Source organism: Cytobacillus firmus, assembly GCF_023657595.1.
Classification (GTDB): Bacteria; Bacillota; Bacilli; order Bacillales; family Cytobacillaceae; genus Cytobacillus; species Cytobacillus firmus_B.
This window is the reverse complement of sequence record NZ_CP098323.1, coordinates 640,362-655,008: the sequence shown is the minus strand read 5'-3', so window position 1 is coordinate 655,008 and position 14,647 is coordinate 640,362. Positions and strand designations below refer to the sequence as shown.

General features: G+C 40.0%; 13 protein-coding genes and 2 pseudogenes. 1 reads left to right on the top strand and 14 read right to left on the bottom strand.

Features of this window, described 5'->3' with window-relative positions; genetic code table 11:
- Window positions 1-73: 73 nt before the first annotated feature.
- From NAF01_RS03510 to NAF01_RS03460, 11 genes and pseudogenes are all read right to left on the bottom strand, one after another.
- A complete protein-coding gene (locus tag NAF01_RS03510; protein WP_250801753.1) occupies window positions 74-1,279 on the bottom strand; it encodes an aminotransferase-like domain-containing protein in 1,206 nt (401 codons plus the stop codon).
- A 48-nt stretch (window positions 1,280-1,327) separates the two neighbouring features.
- Window positions 1,328-2,626 (bottom strand): MFS transporter, encoded by a 1,299-nt coding sequence (locus NAF01_RS03505; protein WP_250801752.1) that lies wholly within the window; start codon window positions 2,624-2,626, stop codon window positions 1,328-1,330.
- Between the two features lie 103 nt (window positions 2,627-2,729).
- Window positions 2,730-4,118, bottom strand: coding sequence for an aminotransferase-like domain-containing protein (locus tag NAF01_RS03500; RefSeq protein WP_250801751.1), 1,389 nt, complete (start codon window positions 4,116-4,118; stop codon window positions 2,730-2,732).
- 99 nt (window positions 4,119-4,217) lie between these two features.
- Entirely contained in the window at window positions 4,218-4,673 is a 456-nt protein-coding gene (locus tag NAF01_RS03495; RefSeq protein ID WP_250801750.1) for a VOC family protein, read from the bottom strand.
- A gap of 173 nt (window positions 4,674-4,846) precedes the next feature.
- Window positions 4,847-5,734, bottom strand: coding sequence for a glycine-rich domain-containing protein (locus NAF01_RS03490; protein WP_250801749.1), 888 nt, complete (start codon window positions 5,732-5,734; stop codon window positions 4,847-4,849).
- Window positions 5,735-5,862: 128 nt separating this feature from the next.
- Window positions 5,863-6,243 (bottom strand): hotdog family protein, encoded by a 381-nt coding sequence (locus NAF01_RS03485; RefSeq protein ID WP_163143880.1) that lies wholly within the window; start codon window positions 6,241-6,243, stop codon window positions 5,863-5,865.
- Window positions 6,244-6,347: 104 nt separating this feature from the next.
- Window positions 6,348-7,271 (bottom strand): annotated as a pseudogene (locus tag NAF01_RS03480) (MBL fold metallo-hydrolase).
- A gap of 65 nt (window positions 7,272-7,336) precedes the next feature.
- Window positions 7,337-8,113, bottom strand: coding sequence for a helix-turn-helix domain-containing protein (locus NAF01_RS03475; RefSeq protein ID WP_163143882.1), 777 nt, complete (start codon window positions 8,111-8,113; stop codon window positions 7,337-7,339).
- 24 nt (window positions 8,114-8,137) lie between these two features.
- Window positions 8,138-8,713 (bottom strand): LysE family translocator, encoded by a 576-nt coding sequence (locus NAF01_RS03470; RefSeq protein WP_163143884.1) that lies wholly within the window; start codon window positions 8,711-8,713, stop codon window positions 8,138-8,140.
- Window positions 8,714-8,842: 129 nt separating this feature from the next.
- Complete coding sequence (locus tag NAF01_RS03465; RefSeq protein WP_163143886.1) at window positions 8,843-9,424, bottom strand: sugar O-acetyltransferase; 582 nt, start codon at window positions 9,422-9,424, stop codon at window positions 8,843-8,845.
- Between the two features lie 92 nt (window positions 9,425-9,516).
- Window positions 9,517-10,557: an NAD(P)-dependent alcohol dehydrogenase gene (locus tag NAF01_RS03460; RefSeq protein ID WP_163143888.1), complete on the bottom strand. Its 1,041-nt coding sequence runs from the start codon at window positions 10,555-10,557 to the stop codon at window positions 9,517-9,519.
- A gap of 242 nt (window positions 10,558-10,799) precedes the next feature.
- Here NAF01_RS03460 and NAF01_RS03455 point away from each other — a divergent pair.
- Window positions 10,800-11,209, top strand: a pseudogene (locus tag NAF01_RS03455) (MerR family transcriptional regulator).
- A gap of 259 nt (window positions 11,210-11,468) precedes the next feature.
- Here the strand turns inward: NAF01_RS03455 and NAF01_RS03450 are convergent.
- The 3 genes from NAF01_RS03450 to modB form a co-directional block, all read right to left on the bottom strand.
- Window positions 11,469-13,088, bottom strand: a complete 1,620-nt coding sequence (locus NAF01_RS03450) for a metal ABC transporter solute-binding protein, Zn/Mn family (protein ID WP_250801748.1) — start codon at window positions 13,086-13,088, stop codon at window positions 11,469-11,471.
- A gap of 153 nt (window positions 13,089-13,241) precedes the next feature.
- Complete coding sequence (locus tag NAF01_RS03445; RefSeq protein ID WP_197248786.1) at window positions 13,242-13,721, bottom strand: GNAT family N-acetyltransferase; 480 nt, start codon at window positions 13,719-13,721, stop codon at window positions 13,242-13,244.
- A gap of 269 nt (window positions 13,722-13,990) precedes the next feature.
- The gene (gene modB, locus NAF01_RS03440) at window positions 13,991-14,647 is read right to left on the bottom strand and encodes a molybdate ABC transporter permease subunit (RefSeq protein ID WP_250801747.1); all 657 of its coding nucleotides are present in this window, start codon (window positions 14,645-14,647) and stop codon (window positions 13,991-13,993) included.

Below are 14,647 nucleotides of genomic sequence, written 5' to 3'. Positions count from 1 at the left end.
GGCCGCCAAATTGTGAATTCAAACCCCGTACCAGCAATAATAACCTTCTTTCCTGCCATCCATATAGGTCTCTTCAGACTGTCAGCATTGAATCATTTTGTATTTCCCGGTGCAATACTTCTCCCATACGCTTCATCCCCTCAATAATCTTCTCTTTAGACATATTGGAGTAATTTAAACGCAATGTATTTGTTTGTGTGCCATTTGGAAAGAAAGGAACACCAGGAACACAAGCAACATTGTTTTTCAGGCACTCTTTAAATATATGTGCTGAATCAATGCCCTCCGGGAGCTCTACCCAAATAAATAAACCTCCTTCTGGCTTACTGTAAGACAAATTCTTTGGGAAAAATTCTTCAATGCAACATAACATAGCTGTGCATCTTTCTTTATAAACAGCTTTGATTTTATTTATGTGCTCTTCGATATCGTAAAGCTCCATATACTTTGCGGTAATTCTTTGAGCAAAGCTGTCAGTATGCAAGTCAGCTGTTTGCTTAAAAGCAACATACTTATCAATGAAAGTTTGGTCTGCACAAATCCATCCTAGCCGAAGACCTGGAGTGAAAATCTTAGAGAAAGTGCTTAAATAAATGACTCTGCCTTCTGTGTCAAAATGTTTCACAGGCGGGAGTTCCTCTCCAGCAAATCTTACAGCTCCATAGGGGTTATCCTCTACAATCAGCACATCATACTGATTAGCAAGCTCAATCATTCTTTTTCGTCTTTCGAGTTTTAAGGTGCGGCCAGTAGGGTTTTGGAAATCAGGAATCGTATAAATAAATTTTGCATCAGGATGATCTCGCAGCATTTGCTCCAGCTCTTCCATTACCATTCCATCATCATCCATGGCTACTTCAACAAACTTTGCATTATATGACTTGAATACATTAATGGCTGCAAGATAAGTTGGGCTTTCACAAATAATAGTATCTCCCTCATTGATAAATAATCTTCCAGTCAGGTCGATTGCCTGCTGGGATCCTGATGTAATAAGAACATTTTCAATGCTGGAGTCAATCCCAGCACTTTTCATTCTCTGACAAATAGCTTCTCTCAAAGGAATATATCCTTCAGTTGTACTATATTGAAGGGCAGCCGCACCTTCTTCATTCAATACAGCATTGCATACTTCCTTCAGAGCTTCTACAGGAAACAGTTCTGGAGCCGGCAGTCCTCCCGCAAAAGAGATTACTTCCGGTCTTTCTGTTACTTTTAATATTTCACGTGTCTCAGAAGATGTTACAAAGCGAGCTCTCTCAGCAAATTTATGTTCCATTTATACACATTCCTTTTCTATTTTTGGAGTTGTTTTAATACTGAAAATTCAGTCACTAATGCTTATACTTTTCTCTTTTTGATAGATACCTGCCCATATTACAATGGGAATGAGCAGTAATGAAAGGACAGCACCTGCAATGGAAAGGGCTGCATAACTGGAATGTGCTACAACTATTCCGGATAATCCTCCTCCTAATGCTCCTGACAAAGCAATCCATACATCGATCGAACCCTGAGTTTTAGCCCGGGAAGAAGCATGAGTTGAATCTACCAGAATAGCAGTGCCGCTGATTAAGCCAAAATTCCATCCAAGCCCAAGTAAAACAAGGGCTATATTGAGTATGAGCATCGACTCACCAGGTCCTGCTGCAGCCAAAATGCCAGAAGCAAGCAGCGTAATAGCAGAAGCAGCAGCCATAGCCGCACGGCCAATTTTATCAACAAGAATACCAGTTACTAATGAAGGCAAAAACATCGCACCTATATGAAATCCAATGACAAGCCCCACCTCATTCAAATCATGTCCATGATGTCCCATATGTATAGGGGTCATTGTCATAATGGCCATCATCACAAATTGAGTTAAAACCATTACAGCCGCTCCTGCAAAAGTGCCTCGCCTGTTTATCGATGCCAAAATAGAGCTTTTCTCTAAATGATTGGCTTTAGTGTGTGCATCTGATATGGCTTTTGCCACAATAAAAGGATCAGGACGAAGGAACAAAAATAAAACAAATCCAGCCAGTATATACGCCGCAGCCGCTAATATAAAAGGACCGGCTAAAGCAGGAATTCCTATGGATATAGCAAACTCCCCCATTACATCCACCAGGTTAGGTCCTGCGACAGCACCGAATGTGGTGGAAACCATGGCCATACTAATAGCCTTTGCCCTCTGTGCGGGGCTTGCCAGGTCAGTTCCAGCGTAGCGCGCCTGCAAGTTTGTAGCCGTCCCCGCCCCGTAGATGAGCAGTGAAATAAATAATAGCAGAATGCTGTTTGTTATTGCTGAAACCACTACTCCAATGGCACCTATGCCTCCAGCCAAAAATCCTACCGCAAGTCCAGGACGGCGTCCAAGCCGCTGAGAAAGCCGTCCCACCAGCAGCGCAGCACCTGCTGACCCTAAAGTAAATAACGCGGTTGGAATTCCTGTTACACTATCTGTCCCCATCATGTTTTGCGCGAGAAGTGCTCCTACTGTAATTCCTGCTGCAAGTCCTGCTCCTCCAAAAATTTGGGATATGACAATGACAATTAATGTTCTTTTGTATAGTTGCTTCTGTTTTTCTGAAGAATTTATGTAGCTTTGCAGCCAGGCAGATTGCGCGTCTAACGGTAACAAAAACTCACCTCCCTTTTTATTTTCATAATATTCCAACTAGATTTCAATCATCTTAACACGCAAAAAAAAACCATACAATATTATAATTGTATGGCGAACAATATTAGATATGATTGTTTAACAGGCGTTTAAGGATGATCAAACCTCTCTCAAGCTCTTCAAGCGTTTCCGGTGCACAAACAGAAACTCTTACAGCCCTCTCCGGACAACTATTTCCAACTACAAAACGTTCAGCTGCAAACACCTGTACTCCATGCTGCTTAGCCAGCGTTTCAAATTCAGCACCTGTAATCTTTCCTGGCAATAGCAGCCAGCGAAAAATGCCTGTTTCAGCGCCTAGACACGTAAATTCTGCCAAATATCGGTTAACGAGTTGATTTCTGAGGATCGTCTGCTCCTGATGTCCCTCAATTAAGGCTTCAAATTGATTCGATACAATTGTACGTGCTGCAAGTTCTGCCAGTAATGGAGAAACGGAAACATTTAAATTATAAAGCGCCCTTGAAATTGATTCCTTGAATTGACTCGGCACTGCTGTATAGGCCAGCCGCAAGCCCGGTGCAAATGATTTAGATAAGCTTGCAATATAGATGACCTGTTCTGGTGCAAAGGATGCGACTGCCGGCAGCGGCTCTTTGCTTAGAAGATGGTATGATGCATCTTCGATAATGAACTGATTATACTTTTTGGCAATGGCTGCGATCATTTTTCGATTCCCAACCGACATAAAGGAAGCTGTCGGATTATGATAATCCGGAATCAAGTAAATACCTTTAATATTTTCATTTTTACACGCATATTCAAAAGACGCCGGACTCATTTCATAGTTGTCTGTTTTTATTGGCACCAGCTGCACACTAAGCATCGCTGCGGCCGTTTTTAAGCCAGGGTATGTATGCTGGTCAACTCCAATGCGCTCTCCGGGCTTACATAGACTTGCCAGTGCAGCAGCAATAGCATTTTGACCGCCATTCGCAAATAAAATGTGATCAGCAGTTGTTTCTAACCCGCCTCTGCGGATAAGCTTTACCGCTGCATTCTTTTGCCAATGGCTTTCGCCTCCCCGGCCATAGCCAAACCATTTTTCATAATCGGTCTCTTGCAGCATACTTTTCAGCTGGAGAATCAGCGGCTCGAAAGAAGCATTATCCGGAAGGGTTGCTCCCATTTCAATTAAGTGCTTCGGCTTCGTATCTTCAAGTAAATACGCATTCGATAGAGCATCATAGGACACAAATGTGCCGCTTCCAACCGTTGCACTTAATAACCCCTTTAACTCACACACTTTAAATGCTTTTGAAATGGTGCTCACATTTAAATCTAAATAATCGGCCAGTTCCCGCTGTGGAGGAAGCCTGGTTCCGGGCAATAACACTCCGTTTAAAATATCCTTTTCCAATTGCCCTGCCAGCGCTTGATAAATGGGCTTTTCTTTTTTATCAAGGGATGGCTTCCAGGTCATAGGATAGTTTTCAAAAGAATTAATCGGCATGAGACGCACCCTTTTTTGTACAAGTTTTCAATAAAGCTTTTTCTTTCATTATAACCCTTGTTCCTCTACCCTGCCCATTTCGTCTAACAAAGAAAAAATTTAATTTTTATTCTCCAAATACTTTTCCCATTCGCTTAGATACATCTTAGGTTTATCTTCAGGCTCAGATGATAATTTACAGATAAATTCTAATGAATTTCCATCTGGGTCATGAAAATAGACCATAGCATGCGTCTGGTCTGGCAGTACAATGGGTTCAAGAGGTTTAAAGCCGAATTCTTCACGCATTTCAATGCCTCGCATTTCAAGCCACTCTTTTGCATTCTTCAGATCTTCTAAATCTACTCTAAATGCAATATGTCTGATGGAAGGATGATAGTTCATTTTTGCTTGGTCACATTCCCATAATCCCAGCCAGCTTTCGTTCTTAACGATCCAAAAAAATGCCGTTTTTTCGTATTTTATTGCTAAAGCCAGCCCCAAGCCCCTGTAAAACTCAATCGAATTATTGATATTACTTACTGGTAAATGTGCTTCATACAGTCCATTAATCATTTTTTAACCCCTGTCCTTCATTTTCTTAGCATTAATTTACCAGTAACTGATCCATTTTCCGTCCACAATATGGTTGAAATTTTCTACTGCTTTATATGTATTGGCCCCTTTAGAACTTAAGTAAATTCCAAAACAAAAAAGCTGTCCCGCATAATTGTGCGGGACAGCCCTTATTAATCTCCTCCCCCGCCGCAGCTTGAGCAGGAGCTGCAGGATGAGCAGGAACTGCAGGAGCTGCCCGACCCGCAGCTTGTACAGCTTGATGAGATCTTGCAGCTGATTTTCATGTAACTGGCAAAATCATCATAATGAAAATACGATACAGATAAAAAAGGAACCAGCATTGCGTTATAGTTTTGCTGATTTTTCCTTTTTCTCATCATTTCTTGTATGACGCTTTTTTCATAGTTTTTTACTTTCTTTGCAGTTTTTTTCATAGCAGAAATAAGCGAGAGCACAGTAGCCATATATTGGCTATCACGCTTAAAATAGAGCTCAATTAGTTCATTTTCCGGCAAACACTTAAAATCATCAATTATATTTGGAGGTACAGGGAATCTGTAAAATCCCTTATAAAGTTTGATATTTTCCTTTCTTATGAAAAAGAGCTCACCATACACCCAATCAAAAAATCCGCGTACATCGGGTTCAGGTGACTTCTTTAGATTGGGACTATGATGAAGAGTGCTTCCTAAATATTCTTTTGAAAAATCATCATACTCACGGGTAAACATGAGCATATGATGCCACAGATCATCGACTTTTTCACTGAACATAGGGGACTCCTTTAAAAGAGAAGTCAAAATAAAGTAGCGTTTTAAATCCAGCAGACGCCAGCTGTACTCATTTTCTTTTAGCTTAATTTCTTTCATTACCCTCTCTTCTACGTTTCCCATATAACTTTTACTAAGAGACTTCTCCAGGTGATCACTTAGCTTTTTTAACCCTTTAATCGGTTTTATGTCTAAAGATTTGGGAGATAAACCAAATTTAAATGAGAGTTTCTTGCGCAAAAAGAAACTAAACCAGATAACCACTGCTAACAGGAGTAACCAGACCATGTAATCCCTCCTTCTTTCATACTATTACGAATTCCATTTTCAGAAGTTCCATATTTTGCAATATTAATATTGTTTAGCACAAAAAGAAAAAGCTGCCTTACTCGGCAGCTGCTCAATATATGCACCATTTAAGATAATATCACACCCGCAAAATTCCCTCTTAGTACTTGTTTCTTATTCTGGTTCGTACAAAGGAAAGAGGCAGCAATGGCCATTCTATTATGATCTTGCTCTTCATATTTATCGATCGTTACTTCACATATGATTGTATCTCCTGTAAAGACAGGTCTCAAAAACTCAAAATTCATCGTACGGGCCAACACGTTTGCGTCTCCGCCCACTTTGGTTGGCAGTGTGGCCGTTAATAATCCTTGGACTACAAGCCTCCCTTGTTCATCCGGGGTTATATGGTGAATTCCTTCATCACCTGATATTTCTGTAAATAATTCAACATCCCTTTTTGTAAAAGTCCGTTCAAATGTAATCATGTTCCCTACTTTTAAAAGCATATTAATCTCCCTCCGAAGGCTTAAAACAATATATCAATTAACGACTGAATATTACAATAATTATCAACGGTATTCATCTTATTAGCCCAGTTTTTAATTGCTGTTTATGTATCAAATTCCCAATATTTTGGCTTTATATCCTTATTCACCCATTCCTTTTGCGGTGCCTGGTATGGGGTGTTGGCGACCAAATGATTATTGTGCCAGCTTGCTGCTCCGGAACGAATCATTTCATCGAGCAGGACTGGAATAAATTCTTCAGGCTGCAGCTGGAAAGAATAGCGTGCAAAATCCTGGAACCATCCGCACTTTAGCAGGTAGTCGCTGATCTCTTCTTTAGCCAATCCATCTTTCATGATTAAGGTGAATGAAAAAATCCGCTTGCAGGCATGCCATGACACTTTTTCTGGCGCCTTAAGCCACTTTTCAAACCGTCTCTTTGCTGTATCAATGGCAGCCAGAGGATCCTCGATTTGAGGCCCATGTCCTGAATAGGCCTGCCCGATCCGGAGTTCCGACAGCCGTTCCAGACTTTCCATCGATCGCTGGATTGATGAAACACCCTCACGAAAGATATTCAACCATCCGATATCATTTTGGTGAAAAAGATCCCCGCAAATTAATACCTCTTCTTCAGGTTCATACAAAGAAATATGCCCTAATGTATGTCCAGGTGTATGCAGGACTTTAAAGGTTCTGCTTCCTGTCTGAATTTCATCTTTATCTGAAAGTTTAGTATCAACACGATAAGGTTCTACAGACTGATCCAGCCATTCTGCACTGCAGGCTTCGGGATCACAAGAGTTAATTAATTCCGCTTCTCATTTATGAGCAGCAATCCTAACACCATAATTTTTTTGAAAATGAAAATTGCCTCCCGCATGGTCACTATGGTAGTGCGTGTTGACTATAAGGTGCAGTTCTTCTGGTGAAACGCCTGCTTCTTTTATTAATTGCTCAGTTTCTTTGACATCACTGCCAAATCCAGTATCAATAAGGATTGGAAGTTCATCCTTGATCAGAATCATATTCGCACTTGGAAACTTTCTTTCAAAAAAAATAATATCCAAAGCTCAACCTCCTTAATTTAACCTCAATTTAAATGTGAAATATATTCAAATGCTGTCGTCCCATATACGCTTTTAAAGTGCTTATTTAAGTGAGTTAAATCAACAAAACCACATTCAGTAACAGCTGCATAGATGTCTTTATTCTTTTCGATTACCTGCTTGGCGCGTTCAATCTTGCAGTTGAGAAAATACTGATATGGTGAAATTCCGGTATGAGCCTTAAATAATCTGATAAACTGGTATTTTGATAAATTCAGCTCTTTACATATGTCGTCCAGTTTAAGTACATTCTCCAAGCTCCCATGAACCATATTCTTCGCCTTTCTAATTAGAGCATTATCTTTCTTATCATATGATGAAAGTTTAGTTTGAATGAGATGATCTGTGAGAGATAAAAGCAATTCACTGCATAGTGCTTCATCTTTTTCGCTTAATATAGCATGAGAAAGAGTCAATATTTTTTGTTCAAGCAGATCATCATACACAACGGGATTTGAAAAACGGACGATATCCTTTGTCCCGCTGACATCTGAAATCAGCTGAGGGTCAATATATAACATCACATAGTCAAGACCGGTCTCATCATGCGCCATTCCGTCATGTGCCTGTTCCGGATTAAAAAGCATAACGCCATTAGGATAGGATAATTGCAGACCGCCATCCAGGGTATAATGCTGAATGCCGCGCAGCGTCACACCTATTGCATATTCAGCGTGAGCATGCTTTTTATAAGCAAATTCAGAAATACTTGCTGACAACGCAGTAATCCCTGCCGATTTTTTATAGATAAATTTGTCCATTGGACTCACCCCTTAACAGCATGCCTACATCCAGATCATCACGCCGGAATAAGCTAAAAATATGGCCATGACTATATTCACAATTTTATCATGCTTCTGTAAAAACGCCTTGAAAATGGTACCGAACAGCACCCATGTAATAAATGCTAAAAATCCAATAATCGTGATGGCGAGAACACTCATTGTCACAGCCGGCACTTCCGTATAATACGGCATGATGAAGCTGGGAATAACAGTCATTGTAAATAAAACGACCTTTGGATTTAAAAACTGCATCAGGAAGCCTGACATAAAGGTGCCATTTTGGATTGCAGCTGGCTTTGATGTGTCTGACTTAAAAATTTTATAAGCGAGATAGAAAATATAAAAGCTGCCGATTAACTGCATGACGATTAAGATTTTTGGTATGACCTCCATAAGGATCGTATTCAGCATAGCTGAAATCATAAGCAGCAGACCAAAAGCAATCGTAGCACCATACGTATATTCCATCGCCTTTTTTGTCCCAATATTATGGACAGTGGATAATATGACGATATTCGTCGGGCCTGGCGTAAACGTAACAATAAAACAATATACTAAAAAAGATGTAATATTCATGAAGAAAACTCCTTTCAGGGTATTCTCACATAAATATACATCTTAGGATTAAGCGGCTGATAGTATATTATTGCAGAGGCAGCAGTAGAAAAGCTGTATCTATGGAAGAAAGTTTTAATAACACTAAAATCACTCTAAACCATCATTAATCCTCTTCACAATTTTCGCAGGTACTCCCGCAGCAACAGTATTTTCAGGAACATCTTTAGTGACAACGGCTCCTGCCGCAACCACAGAGTTTTCACCAATCGTCACACCAGGCAGGAGGGTTGCGTTTGAACCAATCCAGACGTTTTTGCCAATGATAACTGGGGAGGGATATGTTGTGTTTCTTGTTTCTAAGGATAACCCATGATTCAGTGTAGCAATCGTGACATTCATACCGATCATGGTGCCGTCTCCAATACGAATCCCGCCCCTGTCCTGGAAGGAACACCCAGTGTTTAAAAAAACGTTTTTGCCAATCGAGATATTCTTGCCGAAGTCGGTATAAAATGGCGGAAAACACATAAATGAAGAATCAACTTTGCTGCCTGTCAGTTCTCTGAAAATCTCAGCTATTTCCTCTTTTGAATGATACGAATTATTCAATTCCATAGTGATCCTTTGAGCTTCATAACTGCATTGAGTCAAAAGCCCATGCAATTCCTTGTCCTCACCTGAAATGGGATTTCCCTTTCGGCAAAAATCTATAAAGTCTTCCATGTTCATTTTTTAACCACCTATCTTTGTATGACCCTAACCAAACCCAATTAAAAATAGAATGTCCCAAAAGCCAGGCTTTCAGGACATTTTTGAACTATTTACATAGTGCTGATATCAATCACAAATCGATACTTCACATCTGAAGCTAAAACTCGTTCATAAGCTTCATCTATTTGATCAGCTGTAATGACTTCTATCTTTGGAGAGATGTTATGTTTTGCACAGAAATCCAGCATTTCCTGCGTCTCACGTATGCCCCCAATCATAGAGCCCGCAAAGGAACGGCGATGGCCGATGAGTGAGAACACATTGACTGACAATGGCTCTGCTGGAGCACCCACGTTAACCAATGTTCCATCAAGCGTGAGCAGCGAGAAGTAAGCATCTATGTCGATTTTCGCACTTACCGTGTTAATAATTAAATCAAACGTTCCGGCAAGTTTTTTGAACGTTTCCGGGTCGTTTGTGGCAAAGTAATGGTCTGCGCCAAATTGCAGGCCGTCTTCTTTTTTATTCAATGTTTGCGAAAGGACAGTCACTTCTGCACCCATGGCATGTGCAATTTTGACAGCCATATGGCCAAGGCCGCCCATACCGACAACCGCTACTTTCCTGCCCGGGCCAGCTTCCCAATGATTTAGCGGCGAATAAGTAGTAATCCCCGCACAAAGCAGCGGTGCTGCAGCGTCAAGCCCAATGCTATCAGGTATGCTGAGTACGAATTCTTCCTGTACTACAATGTGCGTTGAATACCCGCCTTGAGTTGGTTCGCCGTATTTGTCAACACCAGCGTAGGTTTGGATATTTCCCTTAAGGCAGTATTGTTCTTCTCCTTTACGGCAGTTTTCACATTCGCCGCAGGAGTCAACCATACATCCGACTCCTACCCGGTCTCCTGCTTTGTACTTTGTAACCTCAGCTCCTACTTCTGCAACAATTCCTGCAATCTCATGCCCGGGTACAAGCGGATAGTTCACAGGACCCCACTCCCCGTGTGCAGTATGGATGTCAGAATGGCATATGCCAGCATATTTAATTTCAATCAGAACATCATGCAAATCCAGATTGCGCCTTTTAATCTCAGCCGCTCTAAACGGCTTGTCCGGACCGTCAACGGCCCGCGCTTTAGCAGTTATCATGAATAAACCCTCCTGAAATATTTTAAGAGAATGATAGATTTTAATAGAACTCAATTAAGTTCCCATCATTTATCTCTTTTCACCACCATGTTAAGGCTTATAGTTAACTCTAGGTCAAGTGGTTAATATAATTTTTTTATTCCCGATAAAATGTCTTTGACATTTATAAAATACCATGATAATCTCACGTCATACCTTATAGTTAACTCTAGGTCTATATCTTTGATAATAGGAGATAAATAATGAAGACATACACGATCAGCGAAGTGGCAAAGGAATTGAATCTGACAGTATATACCCTGCGCTACTACGATAAGGAAGGTCTGATGCCCTTTGTAGAACGGACCCCCAGCGGGAACCGTTTATTTAAAGAATCCGATCTTAGCGCTCTAAAAGTGATTGAATGCCTGAAAGCCACCGGAATGCCTATTAAAGAGATTAAAAATTTCATTGATTGGTGTTCTGAGGGGGATGCCACACTGCAGCAAAGATATGACATGTTTCTGAGCGAAAAGCAAATGCAGAAGCACAAATGGAAGAACTAAGAAAAACAATGGAAGTCATTGAGCATAAATGCTTATACTACAAGACTGCACTGGAAGCCGGAACAGAAAATATTCATAAAGAAGATAAAATAGAGATTAATAGCTGATTGAAAGCCGCCTGTATGTAATACAGGCGGCCATCTTTAACTAAAAAAATCCAATAAGCATCACAGTACACAATTAAGGGAAAAATCAATCTAGTAAGCCGCTTTCCATACGCAAGGGAAAGCGGCTTTGGATGTAGTTTTATTCAATCAATGTCCCTGTTGCTGAATACAAGTGTTAAACATCTCTTTTCACCTAGACTGCCTGATGAGAGCTTTTGACCATTTCACCCAAGAGTTTGAAGCTATAAGCCTTTTTAGCTTAGTGCTCCATCATTTCATGGGCAATGTCTTGGCCATCCATGTCAGATGGATAGTACGTAGGCCAATGGGTAACTTCATCCAGCAATTTTTCCCGGTCGTCACCCCAATAAAGGTGATAGTGACTAGCTTCTGTCGGATAGATACTATGATCACTAAACTGAATATATTGAGGAAGACCTTCAGCTATTGCTTCTAGCTTAAATACATATCTAACCCCTCTATTTCCCGCATCATATGTTAGAATTTCAAATCCATCGTAGACATACTCCCCAGTAAATTCTTCTCCGTTTTTGAAAAACGTTACCTTATTCCCCTGTATCTGAATTCGTTCAACATTTGTTTGATATCCTTCATTATAATATTCCTTGTATTCTTTAGCTGTCATCTCACCCCCATGCTCTGCTTTATGTGCAAATACTTCGTCAAGGGCGCCATCTTGAAGATATGGGTATACTGACTGCCAGTCACCTTCCCAGTCGGATAAGGATCGATCCTTCACTTGACTATTTTCAAAATATCCTTCATAAATTTTTGCTGTTTCTTCATTATGTGCATGAGTATGGCCATGATCGTGTTCACCCTGCTCATTTGTCTCAGAATCTCCCTCGGATGAAGGTTCCGATAATGCTTTTGTCAACTCCTCTAAGTTGTGCTGCATAAGCGTAAAGTAGTCCTCATTATTCTTTATATCTTCATCTGTTAAAACCGATAAATTGTGTATACGTAAAGCCTCTGCACCAATTTCCTTCCTAACTACTTCTGCCACTTTAGGAGTTATATTCTGTTCAAAAAATACATGCTTCAAACCATGCTTTTCAGCAGTCTTAATGATGTTTTGCACCTCTTTATGTGAGGGTTCGTTAGCAGGGCTCAAGCCGGATACTGCGATTTGCTCAATCCCATAGTTTTTCTCCCAATAGCCATAAGCAGCATGAGATACAATAATTTTATTTTCAGGTAAATGTTCAAGTTGTGTACGGAAGTCCTGGTCTAAGTTTTCGAGCTTTCCTTTCAGCTCCTCAAAGTTTTGGTTAAAAATCTTTTCTTTCTCAGGTTTTAATTCAACTAATAAATCTTTTATATGCTCTGCCAGCTGAATAGAACGAATAGGATCCAGCCAAACGTGAGGATCCTGATCCCCATGATTATGTCCTGCATGTCCGTCCTCATGACTGCCTTCTTCTTCATGCTCATGGCCGCCATCCTCTCCTTTATGGTCATGTACATGCTTTTCCAAGATAATTTCTTTTGATGCTTCAAGTACCTTGACGTCGTCAGATTGAATAGTTTCCGAGATTTTGTTTGCATATGATTCTAAACCGGCCCCATTATAAATAAAAGCATCGGATTCAGATATTTTTATCATATCGCTGGTTGTTGGTTCATATGTATGCGAGTCTGATTCCGGTGGCAGAATAGACTCCACAGAAGCTTGATCTCCTGCGATTTGTTCAGCAAAAAACTGAAGCGGATATACGGTTGTATAAATCTTAAGCTCTTTGCTGGATCCTTTTGATTCCCTCTCACTTTCACTGCTGTTTGCAGCTTTTCCTCCACACGCAGCCAGCGTGAAGATGACTATAAATAAACTAAGTAAACCTGCAAATCTTTTTAACAATTTTATTCCCCCTTTACTTAGGGAATATTTTATCGTAATGATTACGATTTGTAAATAGTAATCATTACGATTTTTCGGTTGAACCCTTTCAACTCCTTTGTTTAAAAAGAAAAAGCTGCTATATTAGCAGCTAATTTTGTACATAAGCACCAATTAGTTCAATACCTTTATCAATTCAATTTCATCTCTGATTGGAATACCATCATTTCCAATTAAGGGTATTTCGGGTTTTACCTTCCTTGCTTTCTCAACCGCATTAAGTATAAATTGAGACAGAATAAATCCTCGTTTCTGATAAAATTTTAATGCTGACAAATTATCGTTAGTTGTAATAAGTTTTACGATTTTACAATTTTTCTTTATAGCAAGATTTTCTACTTCTTGAACTAACGATGTACCTATCCCCTTACCTTCTTCCATACTATCTAAGGATATAATTTCACATTCATTATCTTTAATTAGGTAAGTAATTAAGCCAATGATTTTGTCATCTACATCTACAACAGCAAAACCGTCCAGTGCACTGCAATCATAAATCCCACTGGAAATAACCATTTCCGTGCTCCCCCAATGCAGCTTAAAAAACTCTACTATTATACTTTTCGGTAAATTCGCAGCTGGGTAAATATTCATTTTTAGCCACCCTTAGATTTATAAAGTCTTTCTTAATTATCTTAAAAAGCCATCCAATTAACAACCTTTTTATTCCAGTCACTTAGAAGGAAGACCTAATGAATTCCTAAATCCCCTTTAGCAAACAGCAGCTCTAATGGTACCACCGAATTAATGGAATATTTTTTGAAAAGAGGTTAAGGTGATGGAGGACGTAACTGGCACCTGAAGTATTATGCGCACTCCAGTCTCCTGCAATAAAAATAGACATCCCGCGAAAGGATGTCTTCTTATGTTTTTATCAGCTGAACAAAAACTAACATGATAAATGATATCCCGATCATACACGCTACCCATAACCAGGCCATCTCCATATTGCCTGAATCAATGGCTACATATATAGCTGTTGGAATCGTTTGTGTTTTTCCCGGAATATTACCGGCAAACATTAAAGTGGCTCCGAATTCCCCCAAAGCTCTTGTAAAGCTCAGTATGCCGCCTGAAATAATGGCCTTGTATGAAAGAGGTATCGTGATATTCATAAATAATTGAATGTCATTCGCCCCATCTACCCGAGCCGCATTTTCAATGTCACGATCAATTGCTTCAAAGCCTGTCTTGGCAGACTGATACATAAGAGGAAATGCGACAACCGTTGAAGCGATAACAGCAGCCCACCATGTAAACATAACTGGCTGTTTAAAAATAAACTCAATGAATTGGCCTGCAAAACTATTTCTTCCAAAAATGACAATCAGCAAAAACCCTACAACAGATGGCGGTAATACTAATGGCAAAAGGAAAGCGGTCTCTGCGATGGCTTTCCCTTTAAATCTTTTATTTGCCATACCCTTCCCTATGATAACGCCAAGAATAATTGCCAATACTCCTGAGACAGCCGCAACTTCAGCAGATATTAGGACTGGTGACCAAAAATCAGTAGCCAT

Bases quoted from the DNA above. Each gene is read 5' to 3' on its own strand.
- NAF01_RS03495 (WP_250801750.1), bottom strand. From the start codon at position 4,673: ATGATTAATGGACTGTATGAAGCACATTTACCAGTAAGTAATATCAAT.
- NAF01_RS03490 (WP_250801749.1), bottom strand. From the start codon at position 5,734: ATGGTCTGGTTACTCCTGTTAGCAGTGGTTATCTGGTTTAGTTTCTTT.
- NAF01_RS03510 (WP_250801753.1), bottom strand. From the start codon at position 1,279: ATGGAACATAAATTTGCTGAGAGAGCTCGCTTTGTAACATCTTCTGAG.
- NAF01_RS03465 (WP_163143886.1), bottom strand. From the start codon at position 9,424: ATGAACATGGAAGACTTTATAGATTTTTGCCGAAAGGGAAATCCCATT.
- NAF01_RS03460 (WP_163143888.1), bottom strand. From the start codon at position 10,557: ATGATAACTGCTAAAGCGCGGGCCGTTGACGGTCCGGACAAGCCGTTT.
- NAF01_RS03445 (WP_197248786.1), bottom strand. From the start codon at position 13,721: ATGAATATTTACCCAGCTGCGAATTTACCGAAAAGTATAATAGTAGAG.
- NAF01_RS03485 (WP_163143880.1), bottom strand. From the start codon at position 6,243: ATGCTTTTAAAAGTAGGGAACATGATTACATTTGAACGGACTTTTACA.
- modB (WP_250801747.1), bottom strand. From the start codon at position 14,647: ATGGCTACTGATTTTTGGTCACCAGTCCTAATATCTGCTGAAGTTGCG.
- NAF01_RS03475 (WP_163143882.1), bottom strand. From the start codon at position 8,113: ATGGACAAATTTATCTATAAAAAATCGGCAGGGATTACTGCGTTGTCA.
- NAF01_RS03500 (WP_250801751.1), bottom strand. From the start codon at position 4,118: ATGCCGATTAATTCTTTTGAAAACTATCCTATGACCTGGAAGCCATCC.
- NAF01_RS03470 (WP_163143884.1), bottom strand. From the start codon at position 8,713: ATGAATATTACATCTTTTTTAGTATATTGTTTTATTGTTACGTTTACG.